Origin of the sequence: Flavobacterium azizsancarii (assembly GCF_027980145.1) — a bacterium.
In the GTDB taxonomy this organism is placed as follows: Bacteria; Bacteroidota; Bacteroidia; order Flavobacteriales; family Flavobacteriaceae; genus Flavobacterium; species Flavobacterium azizsancarii.
In genome coordinates this window covers 1-15558 of record NZ_JAMZNK010000056.1, presented here as the reverse complement: position 1 = coordinate 15558, position 15558 = coordinate 1, and the positions used below count along the sequence as shown (strand labels likewise).

The 15558-nt window shown below is 33.2% G+C and carries 16 protein-coding genes; 11 read left to right on the top strand and 5 right to left on the bottom strand.

Annotated features, from left to right (window positions below; translation table 11 throughout):
* Positions 1–6 precede the first annotated feature (6 nt).
* Together NJT12_RS21930 and NJT12_RS21925 are read right to left on the bottom strand one after the other, a co-directional pair.
* Positions 7–561, bottom strand: a complete 555-nt coding sequence (locus NJT12_RS21930) for an HD domain-containing protein (protein ID WP_271338258.1) — start codon at positions 559–561, stop codon at positions 7–9.
* A gap of 67 nt (positions 562–628) precedes the next feature.
* Positions 629–1222 carry a GNAT family N-acetyltransferase gene (locus NJT12_RS21925; RefSeq protein ID WP_271338257.1) on the bottom strand — a complete coding sequence of 198 codons (594 nt, stop codon included), beginning with the start codon at positions 1220–1222 and terminating at the stop codon, positions 629–631.
* Positions 1223–1717: 495 nt separating this feature from the next.
* On the opposite strand from NJT12_RS21925, the gene NJT12_RS21920 reads away from it, so the two are divergent.
* Entirely contained in the window at positions 1718–3061 is a 1344-nt protein-coding gene (locus NJT12_RS21920) for an FAD-dependent oxidoreductase (protein WP_271338256.1), read from the top strand.
* 84 nt (positions 3062–3145) lie between these two features.
* Here NJT12_RS21920 and NJT12_RS21915 read toward each other — a convergent pair whose 3' ends face one another.
* Positions 3146–4663 carry a helicase HerA-like domain-containing protein gene (locus tag NJT12_RS21915; RefSeq protein WP_271338255.1) on the bottom strand — a complete coding sequence of 506 codons (1518 nt, stop codon included), beginning with the start codon at positions 4661–4663 and terminating at the stop codon, positions 3146–3148.
* Between the two features lie 379 nt (positions 4664–5042).
* Between NJT12_RS21915 and NJT12_RS21910 the strand changes: the two genes are divergently transcribed.
* From NJT12_RS21910 to NJT12_RS21875, 8 genes are all read left to right on the top strand, one after another.
* The gene (locus NJT12_RS21910) at positions 5043–5867 is read left to right on the top strand and encodes a MotA/TolQ/ExbB proton channel family protein (protein ID WP_072964391.1); all 825 of its coding nucleotides are present in this window, start codon (positions 5043–5045) and stop codon (positions 5865–5867) included.
* 56 nt (positions 5868–5923) lie between these two features.
* Positions 5924–6550, top strand: a complete 627-nt coding sequence (locus NJT12_RS21905; protein ID WP_271338254.1) for an ExbD/TolR family protein — start codon at positions 5924–5926, stop codon at positions 6548–6550.
* A 20-nt stretch (positions 6551–6570) separates the two neighbouring features.
* Complete coding sequence (locus tag NJT12_RS21900; protein ID WP_271338253.1) at positions 6571–7128, top strand: ExbD/TolR family protein; 558 nt, start codon at positions 6571–6573, stop codon at positions 7126–7128.
* Between the two features lie 36 nt (positions 7129–7164).
* A complete protein-coding gene (locus NJT12_RS21895) occupies positions 7165–7965 on the top strand; it encodes an energy transducer TonB (RefSeq protein ID WP_271338252.1) in 801 nt (266 codons plus the stop codon).
* The gene (locus NJT12_RS21890; RefSeq protein ID WP_026983456.1) at positions 7965–8195 is read left to right on the top strand and encodes a hypothetical protein; all 231 of its coding nucleotides are present in this window, start codon (positions 7965–7967) and stop codon (positions 8193–8195) included. Before NJT12_RS21895 ends, NJT12_RS21890 begins: the two co-directional genes overlap by 1 nt.
* A 2-nt stretch (positions 8196–8197) precedes the next feature.
* Positions 8198–9121 carry a PstS family phosphate ABC transporter substrate-binding protein gene (locus tag NJT12_RS21885; protein WP_271338269.1) on the top strand — a complete coding sequence of 308 codons (924 nt, stop codon included), beginning with the start codon at positions 8198–8200 and terminating at the stop codon, positions 9119–9121.
* Between the two features lie 17 nt (positions 9122–9138).
* Positions 9139–10806 (top strand): tetratricopeptide repeat protein, encoded by a 1668-nt coding sequence (locus tag NJT12_RS21880; RefSeq protein ID WP_271338251.1) that lies wholly within the window; start codon positions 9139–9141, stop codon positions 10804–10806.
* Positions 10807–10908: 102 nt separating this feature from the next.
* Positions 10909–11541, top strand: a complete 633-nt coding sequence (locus NJT12_RS21875) for a 7-carboxy-7-deazaguanine synthase QueE (RefSeq protein WP_271338250.1) — start codon at positions 10909–10911, stop codon at positions 11539–11541.
* An 82-nt stretch (positions 11542–11623) separates the two neighbouring features.
* Here NJT12_RS21875 and NJT12_RS21870 read toward each other — a convergent pair whose 3' ends face one another.
* Together NJT12_RS21870 and NJT12_RS21865 are read right to left on the bottom strand one after the other, a co-directional pair.
* The gene (locus NJT12_RS21870) at positions 11624–12169 is read right to left on the bottom strand and encodes a YfiT family bacillithiol transferase (protein WP_271338249.1); all 546 of its coding nucleotides are present in this window, start codon (positions 12167–12169) and stop codon (positions 11624–11626) included.
* A 17-nt stretch (positions 12170–12186) separates the two neighbouring features.
* The gene (locus NJT12_RS21865; protein ID WP_271338248.1) at positions 12187–12894 is read right to left on the bottom strand and encodes a class I SAM-dependent methyltransferase; all 708 of its coding nucleotides are present in this window, start codon (positions 12892–12894) and stop codon (positions 12187–12189) included.
* A 74-nt stretch (positions 12895–12968) separates the two neighbouring features.
* Here NJT12_RS21865 and NJT12_RS21860 point away from each other — a divergent pair, with 74 nt between their 5' ends.
* Complete coding sequence (locus tag NJT12_RS21860; RefSeq protein WP_271338247.1) at positions 12969–13463, top strand: YkgJ family cysteine cluster protein; 495 nt, start codon at positions 12969–12971, stop codon at positions 13461–13463.
* 108 nt (positions 13464–13571) lie between these two features.
* Positions 13572–14807, top strand: coding sequence for an ABC transporter permease (locus tag NJT12_RS21855; protein WP_271338246.1), 1236 nt, complete (start codon positions 13572–13574; stop codon positions 14805–14807).
* Positions 14808–15558 lie beyond the last annotated feature (751 nt).

Genomic DNA, 15558 nt, shown 5'->3' with positions numbered 1-15558 from the left:
TTGAAATTATGCCGTCGTGTCGCAGTATTTTGAATAATTTTGAATTCTTTCTGAAAGTCGTTTTTCTAAATATTCATTTGCACCTTTTAATGTCTCTAATATTTGTAAAGCTTCTTTTTGATACGCTTTTATTTTTTCCAAGTTCCAATGTTCAGGCGGAACCTGCAAATTAGTTATTCTATCAGCTAATTTTACAGACCAAACTTCTTTTGATAATTTTTTAATTCGGGTCAAACTATCAGCCATTCTTTCTTCCTTGGGTATTGTAGCGTTTTTTGTTAAGGCTAAAACTGCTTGAGCAATTTCTTCATCAAATTCTTCGGTGAGTTCTTCAAATGTAGTTTTTGTATCTTCAATAATATCATGAAGCAAGGCAACCTGAATTGCAAAGGCTTGGTTAAACTCCTTTGTTTCTTGCGAAGCAAATATAATTTCCATTGTTACATTACCCAAATGAACAACATATGGCAAATTAGTTCCGGGAATTACTTGATTTTGATCTGCATGTTTTTTAGCAGCAAATTTTATAGTTTTTTGGTAAATAGCTTGTAATTCCATCATTGATATAATAGTTTTTTAGAATAAGCTAAAATACCACTTTTTTCTATGGCAAAGTTTTTCTGAGTTTTTAAATAAAATCAGAAAAATATTCCTCTTTAGTATTTTTCCATTCCTCTAAAATGACACTATAATAAACATCATCTTTGCTTTTTCCTGCAGTATCAACATAATTATTTCTAAAGATTCCTTCTTTTATAGCGCCAAGTTTTTCAATCGCTCTTTGTGACTTTTTGTTTTCAAAATCAGCACTGAATTGTATTCTTTTAAATTGAATATTTTCGAAACCAAAATTCAGTAATTCGTATTTGCAGGCTTTGTTTAAACCTGTTCCCTGAAAATCTTTTCCGTACCAGGTCCAGCCAATTTCGCATTTTTGACTTGCGTGATTCAGGTATCCGTAACGTGTACTTCCGGCAACTTTGTTTGTTGCTTTGTCTATTATTAAAAACGGATAACAAATCCCGTCTGCTTTTTGTTTCAAGGTATTTTGAATATAATTTTCGAAATCAGAATCATTTCTTACATACATTCCCATGTATTTCCAGATCTCATCATCAAAAATAATTTCTTTGAGTTCGATGTTTCTTTCGTTTTCAAAAGGGAGTAATAGTACTTTTTCGTTTTCTAAAATGATATCAGATTGTAATAGTTTGCTTTTCATAATGTTTATTTGGTAAAGTCGTGAAGTAGTCTGTTTACCGCCCACGGATTGGGCGAGTTAAACGGATTACACTGATTTTTTTAAGTTTAATGATTTAGATTTTTACAACAAAAACCTGTAAAAATCTGTTTAACACGTTAAATTCGTGGCTAATTAATCTTCTAATTATGTAAAAGTAGTCTTTTTCGTATTTATAATAAATCATTAAAAACATAAATTTGTTATGAAAATGAGTGCTTCATGAGGCATTACTTTACATTATTTTATTGTCAGCGGAGTTCAGTGAATTTCATTTAAGGCGGTATCTCCCGATTTAGAGAAACAGGTTTTTAGCAGGAGTTTTTGTTAATAGGGAATATAGCCGAAAGTCCGATCCGCTTTTTCTACGGGTCATGCCCGCATTAATAACCGTTTTAATCATAAATATTTACTTTATTTTTAAGCTCTTGTATAATTATTACTTATTTTTACGATCTTATATTTAGATTTTTCTTGATGCAAACTCCACTAAAAATTGCAATTGTCGGTTCTGGATTAGTAGGATCACTATTGGCAATTTATCTCAAAAAAGCAGGTCATGTCGTTCATGTTTATGATCGAAGCCCTGATATTCGCAAAATTAATTTTTCGGGTCGTTCTATAAATTTGGCCATGTCTAATCGAGGTTGGAAAGCTCTTGATGGCGTTGGTGTTGGCGAATCTGTTCGTGAAATCGCAATCCCAATGGACAAACGCGCCATTCATTTAGTCGATAAACTGAATTTTCAGAATTACGGACAAGAAGGCGAGTCGATTTATTCGATTTCAAGAGGAACGCTAAACCGAAAAATGATTGATCTTGCCGAACAAGCCGGAACTGAATTTTATTTCGACCAAAAGATCTGGGATGTTACACTAAGCGATGCAACTTTGCATATTGGTGAAACCGAAAGGGGAGAGTGGGAAGAGAAAAAGTATGATATGGTTTTTGGTGCCGATGGTGCTTTCTCGAGAATCAGACACAGAATGCAACGCCAGAGTATGTTTAATTATTCGCAGGAATTTTTGAATATGGGCTATAAGGAATTGAATATTCCTGCAAATACTGATGCAACTCATAAACTGGATAAAAATTCATTTCACATTTGGCCACGTGGTAAATACATGTTAATTGCATTGCCTAATTTAGATGGTAGTTTTACGTGTACTTTGTTTATGCCTTTTGAAGGAGAGAATTCGTTCGAATCATTAACAGATCGTAAAATGGTAGAAGATTTCTTTGAGAAAAATTTCCCCGATTCGATCGAAGTGATTCCAAAACTCGCAGAGGATTTCTTTAAAAATCCAACAAGTACTTTGGTTACCATGAAATGTTTTCCGTGGACATACGAAGATAAAATCGCTTTAATTGGAGATGCCTGTCATGCTATAGTCCCGTTTTACGGACAAGGAATGAATGCCGGTTTTGAAGATATTACGGTCCTGAACGAAATGATTGAAAAATACGGAGACGACTGGAAGAAAATTTTCTCTGAATATGAAATCTCTCGTAAGCCAAATGCGGATGCTATTGCAGAACTTTCATACCGAAATTTCATGGAAATGAGTACTAAAACGGCCGACGAGAAATTCTTGCTGCAAAAGAAAATCGAAAAAGCATTCTCTGATAAACATCCTGATAAATGGATTCCGCTTTATAGTCGTGTTACTTTCAGTGATCGCCCTTATGCCGAAGCGCTGGCTATTGGTGATTTTCAAAACGGAATTATGGAAGAGGTTTTAAGAACTGATGATATTGAAAATATCTGGAACTCTCCAGAAATTGAAAATAAAATCCTGGAGTTGTTGCAAAACGTATAATATCTAAATCACATAGGTTATATAAGTTCATTTAATCAATACGCAAAGATTTTATGAACTTATATAATTTATATGGTGGAAAATTTACTTCTTAAATATTTTAGATAAAACGCCAAACACCCCTCTTATAAAAGTGGCACTTGTAACTACTTTCAAAACTGATTTTGTTACAACACTTGTCGTGCTTGGTTCAGATTTTGATGATCTCGTTGGTGCTTGTTGTTCTTTTTCTTCGCTGGCTTGCGCAGCATAAGCTATTTTTTTATTCAGGATTTCATAAGCACTCTCCCGGTCTACCTCGTCAATATATTTTTTTACGAGTTTCGATTTGCTGTTTATGGCTTCGATTTCATCAGAAGTCAAAACATCCATTCGGCTCATTGGCGCACGCATCATCGTTGCGACAAGCGGTGTAGGGATTCCCTTTTCGTTTAATGCCGTTACCAGCGCTTCGCCAATTCCTAAATTTGTCAATAATTCATCAGTTTTATAATACTGTGAAGTAGGATAATTATCAGCTGTTTTCTTAATCGCCTGACGGTCATTTGCAGTAAAAGCCCTTAAGGCGTGCTGGATTTTTAATCCCAATTGAGCCAGAACGCCGCTCGGCACATCCATAGGATTTTGAGTTACAAAATAAATACCAACGCCTTTAGAACGTATCAATTTTACAATAGTTTCAATCTGAGCTAAAAGAGCTTTGCTCGCTTCGTTGAAAATTAAGTGGGCCTCATCAATAAATATAACCAATTCAGGTTGTGAAACGTCTCCTTTTTCGGGCATTTTCTGATAGATTTCAGCTAATAAACTCAACATAAAAGTAGAGAATAATTTAGGCTTATCCTGAATATCCGTTAATCGAATGATATTTACATATCCTTTTCCGTTTTCATCGATTCGCATTAAATCATCAATTTCAAAAGATAATTCCCCAAAAAATATATCACCGCCCTGCTGTTCCAATTCTATTATTTTTCTCAAAATAGTACCCGTTGTCGCAGTCGAAATTTTACCATAACTGGCAGAGATTTCTTCTTTACCTTCTTCAGTAATATAATTGATAACCTTCTTAATGTCTTTTAAATCTAATAAAGGCATTTGGTTATCATCGCAATATTTAAAAATGACAGAAACAACACCGGCCTGAGTGTCGTTTAAATCTAAAATTCTGGAAAATAAAACAGGACCAAATTCAGAAACTGTCGCCCTTAATCGAACACCATTTTGTTTAGAAAGAGACATTAGTTCAACAGGAAAAGAAGCAACATTATAGGGGATATTTATTTTAGCCTGTCGCTCCGTAATAAACGCTTCCTCTTTTCCTTCTTTGGCAATTCCGCTAAAATCCCCTTTTATGTCCATCATCAAAACAGGGATTCCTGCATTCGATAGTTGTTCAGAAAAAACCTGAATCGTTTTTGTTTTTCCAGTTCCGGTTGCTCCGGCTATAAGTCCGTGCCGATTTAACGTTTTTAATGGGATTTTGACATGGACTTCTGCGATTTGTTCTCCATCAAGAATGGCTCCTCCCAGAATTATATTATCACCTTTAGATAGGTAGCCATTGTTCATATCCTGAATGAAATTATCCTTTTTATTCATGTTTTATTTGTAATTTAGATGATTATAAGAGTATTGCTTGGTTTTTTAACATTTTGAGTTCGTTATTTTTAGTAAGAAAAAGCTATTTTTCATTGAAAATTATATAAAAAATAATTTCGCAACTTTTTAAGAAGATATCAAAGGAATGTTTGAATATTTACTAAAACGTTGTAATTTTCCCATTAATCGCCCTGTTTTTTGTTTTATCTAAAAAATGATGCTAGCAATTTAATGAGATATTTTTTAAATTGACGTTAAATTTGCTTCAATTAAATTAAAAAAAGTTTTTTTATTTAAACTAAACGTATAAATTTGCTCCTCTACAAGTTAAATATAACTAAAAAATAAAAATTATTTAAAACTATTAAAATTAAAAAAAATGGCAAACGTTAAAGTTAAAAAAGAAAGCACTTCAAATGGAGGAGGAATGATTACTGGAATCATTATTGTTGCATGTATTTTAGTTGGGGTGTTTATTTGGAAAGTAATTATGGGAGATGCTTCTAACTTCGAAGGAGGTAATCCAGAAACAGGTCACCCGATCAATACATTAGGTCAAGTATATAAAGGAGGTTTTATTGTACCGGTATTATTAGGTATGTTTTTAATGGTTGTTGTTTTTTCTATTGAAAGATTTATCGTTATTGGTAAAGCTGCTGGTAAAGCTAACTTAGATGCATTTATGAAAAGTGTACAAGGAAGTATTAAAGAAGGAAACATTGAAGCTGCAATTGCTGCATGTGACAAACAACAAGGTTCAGTTGCAAATGCAATTAAATCTGCTTTGGTAAAATACCAAGATGTTAAAAAAGAAGGTTTCAACAGTGAAGAAGCTGCAGAAGTAATCCACAAAGAAATCGAAGAGGCAACTTCATTAGAAATGCCAATGTTAGAAAAAAACATGACTATTATCTCTTCTTTAGTATCATTAGGAACTTTAGGTGGATTATTAGGTACTGTATCAGGTATGATTAAAGCGTTTGGTGCATTAGCTTCTGCTGGAACTCCAGACCAGGCTGCACTTGCAACAGGTATTTCTGAGGCACTTATCAACACTGCAACAGGTATCTCTACTTCAATCTTAGCGATCGTTTCTTATAACTTCTTTACAGCTAAAATTGATGATTTAACTTACTCTATCGATGAGGCTGGTGTTACTATCGTAAACACTTACAGAAGATTCAGAGGAAGTTTGAAACAATAATTAATTTTTGATTAGTATTAATTATAATTAATTATATCAAAATAAAATAAAAGATAATGGCTAAAATAAAAATGAAAAAAAAGTCAACATCGACAGATATGACTGCCATGTGCGATGTTGCGTTCCTTTTGCTTACGTTCTTTATTTTGACCGCTACTGCTAAAGTGCCAGAAGCACTTCCTGTAGATATGCCTTCTTCTGTTGCTCAGACTAAATTACCTGATACGGATTTAGCAATCATTACAATAGGAAAAGGTGCAGATGGGAAAAGCAAAGTGTTTTTTGACATTAAAGGAAGAGAGATTCGTAAAAGAACTCTTGAAGGAATGGGAGCAAAATACGGTGTTACTTTTTCAGAAGATGATAAAACTAAATTTGCATTAATGGATGACTTTGGTGTTCCATTGGCAAATTTGAAACAAATCATCGACATGAAAGCGGCTGATAGAACAAAAGCAAACCAACCTGGAGTGCCAATAGATTCATTAGACAATCAATTAAAAGACTGGCTTTTGATCTCAAGAAGAGCTGCGATTGATATTGATGATAAAGAATTGAAAATTGCAATAAAAGGTGATGCTAAAGAAGAGTATCCACAAATCAAAAAGATCATGGATATTTTGCAAGATCAAAAAATCAATTCCTTTAACTTAGTTACAGGTATGAGAGGAAAAGACTTTTAATTTAAAAAATATACACTAAAATGGCTGAATTAAATACCGGCGACGGTGGAGGCGGAAAAGGTGGTAAAGTAAGAAGTAAAAAGCAGAATTCTAAAGTCGATTTGACGGCAATGGTGGATTTAGCATTCTTATTGATCACATTCTTTATGTTAACCACATCGTTGTCAAAACCTCAATCGATGGATTTGTCTCTGCCTGATAAAGATCCTAATGAGAAAGATAATAAGGATACAAAAGTAGATGAGAATCGTACAATGACAGTAATGCTTGGCGAGGACAATAAAATGGTTTATTATATGGGATTGCTTGCAACTCCAAAAGTTGGACCAAAAGAGATCGCCTATGGTAAAGACGGAATTCGTAGAGAATTATTAACTCAGAAAAAAGCAGTTTTAGCTTATTCTGCATCTTTAGGGAAACCTAAAAATGGGATTATAGTTATTATCAAGCCAACTAAAAAATCAAATTACCGTAATTTGGTTGATATTTTGGATGAGATGGCGATTTCAGGAGTAGAGACTTATGCTATTGTTCCTGAGTTTACTCCGGAAGAGACGAAATTGATAGATAAAAAATAAGAGCAATCTTGTTTTAATCCTTAATAATCAAGAAAAATGAAATTAGATATAATTAAAAATCAATGGCTTGATATCGTATTCGAAGGGCGTAATAAGATATATGGTGCATATGAGTTAAGAAAAGCGAACCGTAGTACGACCGTAAAGGCACTTATCATTGGTTCAGTTATTTTTAGTCTTGCTGTTGCTGCCCCTCTTATTGCAAGCTTGTTACCGGATTCTGAAGAAGAGGTAGTGAATAATGATATTAAAATTGCGACAGTAAAAATTGCTCCTAAAAAGGAGGAAATTAAGCCAAATCAACCACCACCACCACCACCACCACCAAAAGTGGATCAGGTGAAGTTTGTGAAGCCAGTGGTTGCTAAAGCAAATGAAATTACTGAAGACCCACCAAAAATTGTGGATCTTAAAGATAAAAAAGTAGGTAACGAAACTATCAAAGGAGATCCGGATGCAGTTTTAACTGTAGATGAGCCAGTTGGTAAAGGACCAGTTACTGAAATTATTCAGGAAGATAATAATGTTTATAATACTGCTGGTATCGAGGTAAAACCAGATTTCCCGGGTGGTATTGAAAAATTCTACAAATTCGTAGGAAACAATTATAAGACTCCTGAAGAGGAAGGTTTAAAAGGTAAAGTTTACGTTACTTTTGTAGTTGAAAAAGACGGTTCATTGACCGACATTAAAGTTTTAAGGGATATCGGTTACGGTACAGGGGCAGAAGCAATTCGTGTTCTTAAAAAATGTCCAAAATGGACTCCCGGCGAGCAAAATGGTAAAAAAGTTAGGGTACTTTATTCTCTTCCTATTACTATTCAATCTGCAGAATAATGTTAAAAGATATGCTTAATAATATTCAGAAGAAATCGCTCAAAGAGCGATTTCTTCTTGTTTTAGGAATACTGTTTTTTTTAATATATCTTGTACTCGGTTTAATGATTATGTTTTGGAAGAAGCTTCCTTTAGATATGGAACCGAAATACAGGTATGCTTTTGGTGGATTATTGATAGTGTATTCGGCAATTCGCTTTTTGAGATTAATTAATTCAAACGCAGAATAATGATGTTAAAATATAGTAAGGTTGTTGGTTTGGTTGTTTTTGTTTTTTTGTTTGCCATGTGCAACCAAAAAAGCAAAAATGAATCTGATAAAGAAACAATTTTAAAAGGATCAATGGATATTACTGTCGATGAAACAATTAAACCTATCGTTGATGATCAGGTCGCTGTTTTTGAAGGAACATATTATGGTTCAAAAATTACTGTTACACCCAAATCGGAATCTGAATTAATAAATGATTTATTAAATCAGAGAGCAAAAGTGGCTGTTACTGCCCGAAATCTTACAGAAGAGGAATTGGCAAGGTTCAAAAAAAGTAAAATTAATCCAAGAGTTACGCCCTTTGCAACAGATGCGATTGCTTTTATTTCGAACAAAGGCAATAATGATACATTAATTGCGTTGAAAACGGTAATTGATTTTATGCAGGGGAAAACGAATTCTCGATTTCAAGGACTTGTATTTGATAATCCAAATTCAAGTACGGTTCGTTATATGAAGGAATTGGCAAAAGTAAAAGATATTCCTGCCAAGGGTGTTTTTTCTTTTAAAACTAACGATGAAGTTATTAAATTCGTATCTGAAAATGATGGGATGATCGGAGTAGTTGGGGTTAATTGGCTTTCGCAGCCTTCGCCAAAGATGGCTGATGTTATTAAAAAAATCAATGTTTTGTCTGTAAAAGGCCTTAATGATGATAAATATTACAGCCCGACCCAAAATGATCTGGCTGAGATGAAATATCCTTTGGCACGTGATTTGTTTATTATAAATTGTCAGGGTTATACTGGTTTAGGAATGGGGTTCGCGTCATTTATATCTGGGGATATTGGACAGCGTATAATTTTGAAATCAGGATTATTGCCAATAAGGACTCCGGGAAGGAATCTTAAAATTAGAAATCAAATTATTAACGATAAAGAATAAATTAATTACAATTAAAGATGAATAAATTTAAAATTTTTAGTCTTGCCTTAGTTGCTTCAGTTTCTGTAGTAAAAGCGCAAGATATCAAAGAAGCTAAAAAAGCTATCGATGCTGAACAATTTCAAAAAGCAAAGTCTTTGCTTAAATCAATCATCAAAGCAAAACCTTCAGATGGAGAAGCTAATTTTGTTTTAGGTAATGTATATTTAAATCAATCTATTGTTGATTCTGCTAAAATTTATTACGCAAATGGATTGCAGGCGTCTGATAAGAAAAATCTAAATTATATTGGGTTAGGTCAGATAGATCTTGACAATAAAAATGCTGCTGCGGCTCAGGCCAATTTTGGTTTGGCTACAAAAGATATGAAGCGTAAAGATGTAGATGAGTTTATTTACATTGGTAGAGCTTATATCAACTCAACTAATCCTGATTATCCTGCTGCAATTGCTGTTTTAAAACGTGCTTTGGCATTAGATCCTCAAAATGCAACTGCTCTTTTAACAATTGGTGATGCTTATTATGGTTCAAATAATCAAAATGATGCCTATAAAGCATACCGTGATGCATTTACTGCTGATCCAACACTTTTGAGAGCAAAAATGCAATTAGGTGTTTTGTTAAAAGGAGCTAAGTCTTACGAAGAAGCAATTAAAGCTTTTAATGAAGTTATTGCAATAAATCCTAATTATGGCCCGGTTTACAGAGAATTGGCTGAAACATATTACAAATGGGGAAGAAATAAGTCGTCTACTGCTAAAGTTAATTTGCAAAACGCAATTACTAACTATGAGAAGTATTTAAGTCTTACAGATTACTCATTAGATTCTAAAATGCGTCACGCAGATTTCTTAATCCTGGTGAAAGATTATAAGACTCTAGAGACTGTAGCAAATAAAATGATTGCTGAAGATAAAGTTAACCCTAGAATTTACAGATATTTAGGATACGCTGCTTATGAAAATGGAAATGTTGATGTAGCGATTAAATCTATTGAGGATTTTATGAAAGTACCTTCAAATAAAGTAATTGGTAGAGATTATTTATATTTAGGTTTATCAAAAATAAAAAAAGGAACTAATGCAGAAGGTGTAGTAGATCAGGCTGCTTTTGATAGTGGTATTGCTGATGTTAGAAAAGCAATTGAGTTAGAGCCTTTAGTTGTTGAAGAACTTGCTGATTTAGGAAAAGCTTTGTTTGGTAAAAAACAATATGCAAACGCGGCTACTGTTTTTGAACTTGGGGCTAATAATAAAGAATCTAAAAATTATTTAGATGATAATGTTTATTATGGTATTTCACTTTATTATGCGAATGTAAATAAAACCAATGGAGCTGCTGATGCTGCTGCTTTAGCTAAAGCTGAAACTGCTTTTGACAGAGTTTTAGAAGCTTCTCCAACTTATGATGAGGCTTACTTATACAAAGGTAGAATCAACAATTTGTTAGAGAAAGATGATTTGATTATCAAAAACTACGAAGAGTACGTAACAAGAACTAGTGCTAAGGGAGCTGAAGAATTGGCAAAACCTGCTACAGTTAAGAAATTAGTTGAGGCTTACAATAGTATTGGTGCTAGTTATGCTAATACAGATAAAGCTAAAGCCGTTGAGTATTTCAACAAAACTTTAGTTTTAGATCCTGCAAATGCTTATGCTGCACAATCTGTGAAAGCTTTAAAATAATATAAGATCTCTTATTAAATAGAAAACCGATAGTTCTTTTAGGGCTATCGGTTTTTTTTGTTCCGTATTTAATTGACTATCTTTGCACTTTAAAATATAATAATGTTATCAAAAGAAATACAATTAGAAGTAAATAAAGGAGCGATGTTGCCTTTGATGGAAGAATTTTACACTATTCAGGGAGAAGGATTTCATACAGGAACTGCTGCTTACTTTATCCGAATTGGTGGTTGCGATGTAGGGTGTCACTGGTGTGATGTGAAGGAAAGTTGGAATGCAGAATTACATCCGCCAACAAGTGTAGATTTAATTGTGAATAATGCCGCAAGTTCAGCAGATACTGTCGTGATAACAGGAGGTGAGCCTTTGACATGGGATATGAGCTTGTTGACTCAGGAATTAAAAAACAGAAATTTAAAAGTTCATATAGAAACTTCCGGAGCATATCCATTAACAGGTACGTGGGACTGGATTTGTCTTTCTCCGAAAAAGAATAAATTACCAACACAAACGGTGTATGATAATGCGCATGAGTTAAAAGTGATTATTTATAATAAGCATGATTTTATTTTTGCAGAAGAGCAGGCAGAGTTGGTAAATGGCAATGCGATTTTGTTTCTTCAGCCAGAATGGAGCAAAAAAGAGGAGATGACGCCCCTGATTGTAGATTATGTAATGAGTAATCCAAAGTGGAGAGTTTCGCTTCAGACTCATAAATATTTAAATATTCCTTAAGGATATAAAAAAAATATCTTCTATTGAAGAGATTTTTTGTTTCTGGTAAATAATACACACTGTATAAAAAAGAAACAGAATTCTAATTCCAATTTTTATATTTTTTTAAAGTTGTGATATGGGCAAGATGATGATTTCCATGCCACGCATAAGTTCCTATTAATTGTTTTATTTTATATTCAGAATTATTTTCAGGATGTATAAAAGATTTTTCAAGATCTGCAAGAGATAAATTCTTCATGATAAAAGCCAGGCGATAATGTAATCCTTCCAATAAAGTTAATGTAGGCTGAATAGGCATATTTAAATTGTCCGGCAATTCAGACCATAAAGTTTCGTCGTATGCTTTTATGACTGGATTGTTTTCAGTAAGAGCCCATTTTATTCTTATGTAACAATTCATATGGCTTTCGGCGCAATGATGAATTACTTGTCGAACCGTCCATCCGTCTGGTCGATAAGGAGTGTTTAATTGTTTATTTGTCAAATGAAGTGTTTCTTTTTTTAACCTTTCAGGAAAAGATTCAATCTCATTAATTTTTGCTGAAAGATATTCCGGTGTAAATTCAATAGGAAATTCAAATTTTCCTATTGGATATTTTAATTTTTCTAAATCTAGCGCTGTCATAATAAGTAGATTTTATTTTAAATCGATAGTCTGGCAAGATAATCATAATGTTCTCCTTCTAGAATAAGCTCACATTTTAGTCCATTTGCAATAGCTCCATTCTGAAGTGTGTTGTAGTCTAAGTACAACCAGTCAAAAGGTTCTTCTTTTTCTCCTTTGTAAGAGATATTAAAAACAAGTTCTCCGTAATAATCGTTATTAGATGGTATCCATTTTCCGCCATCTTCATCTTCGTCAAACATATAAATGATGTCAGAACTGTCCAGTAGAATTTGTCCGCCTGGATTTAAAAGAGATTTTAGCTTCGATAGAAATTTATTGCAGTTTTCTAATTTGCCAAAAATACCAACGCCATTCATTAATAAGATGATTGTGTCAAATTTTTCACCATCAAAATCTAGTATATTTTGAACTTTTGCATTTTTGACACCGCGCAACTTACAGGTTTCAATTGCTTTTTCAGAAATATCTATTGAAGTAACTTCTAAGTTACGATCGTTTTGTAATGATAAGCTATGACTGCCGGCTCCACAACCAACATCAAGTGTTTTTCCCGAGGCTAACTGAAGTGCTTTTTGCTCAAGTTTTGGCATTTCATTATAAGAACGGAATAAATAATCAACACTCATTTCATCTTCTTCAGAAATTGTAGTTTCGGTAATGATATCTTCCGGCGAATTATTGGTTTGAAAGTCGAACATCGCTTTTCCAAATAGATCTTTCATCGTATTTTATTTCAAAGTTTAAGGTTTCAAGTTTAAAGTTGTTTAATTTTGCAGATCAACTTTAAAAAGTAAACTTGAAACAAATTTTAAATAACTTAAATAAGTTAGCCAAAGATAAGCATATCGAAAACAAAAAGTATTTTGATAAGCTGAAAAAGAAACAACCTAAAAATTTAGATTATGTAATGCAGGATTTGCATGATGCCGAATTTAAAAAGACAGATTGCTTGAAGTGTGCTAATTGTTGTAAAACAACAGGCCCGTTATTTACTTTGGCGGATATTGAAAGAGTCTCAAAATCTTTGAGGCAAAAGCCTCAACAGTTCATAGAGCAATACCTCCGAATCGACGAAGATAAAGATTATGTTTTGCAAAGTGTTCCGTGTACTTTTTTAGATAGCGAGAATTATTGCATGATTTACGATGTTCGTCCAAAAGCCTGCAGAGAGTTTCCGCATACAGATCGTAAAAAGTTCAATCAGATTACGGATATCACTTTAAAAAATGTTGCCATTTGTCCTGCCGCATATAATATAGTAGAGGAAATGAAAAAGAAACTTCCTTTGTAGGATTTGCAAAAAAGTAAATGTTTCTGGAAGTAATTTGTTTTTGCTTTTTTAAATGTATTTTTGATTTGGATGAGGAATTCATTATAATAATAAATAGACAACAAAAATTTGAATTTAGAATATTTCATAGCCAGAAGACTTATCACTGCCAAAGATTATAAAAGCAGTATATCAGCGCCAATTATAAAAATTGCTATTTCAGCAATTGCTATTGGTATTATCATGATGATGGTTTCAGTTGCAACCGGGATGGGTTTACAGCAAAAGATACGCGATAAAGTTTCAGCTTTCAATGGCCAGATAATTATATCTAATTATGATAATAATAATTCTGAAGTAACTCTGATTCCTATTTCAAAAAAACAAGATTTTTATCCAGACTTCGAGTCGGTACCTCAAGTGAGTCATATTCAGGCAATCGCTAGTAAGGCAGGAATTATAAGAACCGAAAATGCATTTGAAGGAATTGTTTTCAAAGGTGTAGGAGCAGATTATGATTGGAACAATATAAAAGAATATGTCGTAGAGGGTAAAGTTCCAGATTTTACTAAAGCTTTAAATGAAGAGGTTTTGATTTCGAGATTTCTTGCGGATCGGCTTAATCTAAAAGTGGGGGATAATTTTAACACCTTTTTTATTAAGGAAGAACAAGGTAAAATGCCAAATAGCCGCCGATTCAAAATTGCAGGTATTTTTAATTCGGGATTTCAGCAATTCGATGCTACATATATAATAGGAGACATTCGTCATATTCAACGAATAAATAAATGGACTCCGGATCAAGTTGGAGCATTTGAAGTTTTTATTAAAGACTTTGATCAGATTAAAACGACCGGCAATCAAATTTACGAGCAAACATCATCGAGTTTAGATACTAAAACGATAATTGAGAAATATAGTTACATTTTTGATTGGCTACAACTCTTTGATTTTAATATAGTCATTATTTTAGGGATTATGATTTTAGTGGCTACAATAAATATGGTTGTTGCACTATTGGTCCTTATATTAGAGCGTACACAAATGATAGGTGTTTTAAAAGCTATGGGGGCGAACAATTGGACAGTTCGTAAAATATTTTTGTATAACGCATTCTATCTTATTATAAGAGGATTGTTTTGGGGGAACTTAATTGGTATTGCGATATTGCTAATCCAACAGCAATTTGGGATTGTTCAGTTAAATCCTGAAAATTATTACGTCAATCAGGCGCCAGTCTATTTAAATTGGGGATATATCGCTTTGTTGAATTTGCTTACCATTACAGTTTGTTTTGTAGTGCTGTTAATTCCTTCTTATATCATAACAAAAATTTCGCCAGTCAAAGCGATTCGTTTCGAGTAGTTTCAAAAGATCATATATATAGATATAAGTAACCCGTCAGTTTTTTTGGCGGGTTGTTTTTTTTATGGATAATAGGGTTTGTGTAATTTAGTCAAATTAAAGCTTTAATCGGGATTTTCTATTGAAATATGAATTAGGAGCTTCATCTCGCTATGCATTTCAATCTTTTACTTTTTAAAGAAAAAAGCAAAAGGATTTCCATTTCTATCGGGGCTAGGGCAGTTGTTCTTAATTAGAAATATAGTGTATATAGGTATGGGAGCAAATCTTAGTGCCTTATTCAAAGGTAAAGCAAAAGAATCTTCGTGTCTTCGAGGTATAATCAGGCAAGCCCCGGCGCAGGGAGCCGAAACTAATATGTGATTACTATTATAAAGTAATAGAAAAACCTCGATAAGTTTGTAAAGTTCATAAAAATGGAGGTTCTTCAAGTGTTGTTATTATGAAAAGGACAATGTGCTTACGAAAATTCCGATAAAGTCAAAAAAAGGACAATGGTTAAGGTTGGTGTTATCAGAGTGTTAAGAAAAAGTTTGTAAAAACATTGAAATTATAGAACAAAAAGGCTTGTAAATGTAAACAAACCACCTACTTTTGCACCCGCAACAACGACAGACGTTCACTGAAATACTGACAAGCATTACTAATCAAAACGAAAATTTATTTTCTAAAAAAGATTTCGAAAAGCTTGTGAGATTTGAAAACAGATGTTACATTTGCACCCCGCAAAACAACGGAAGTTCATTGATAG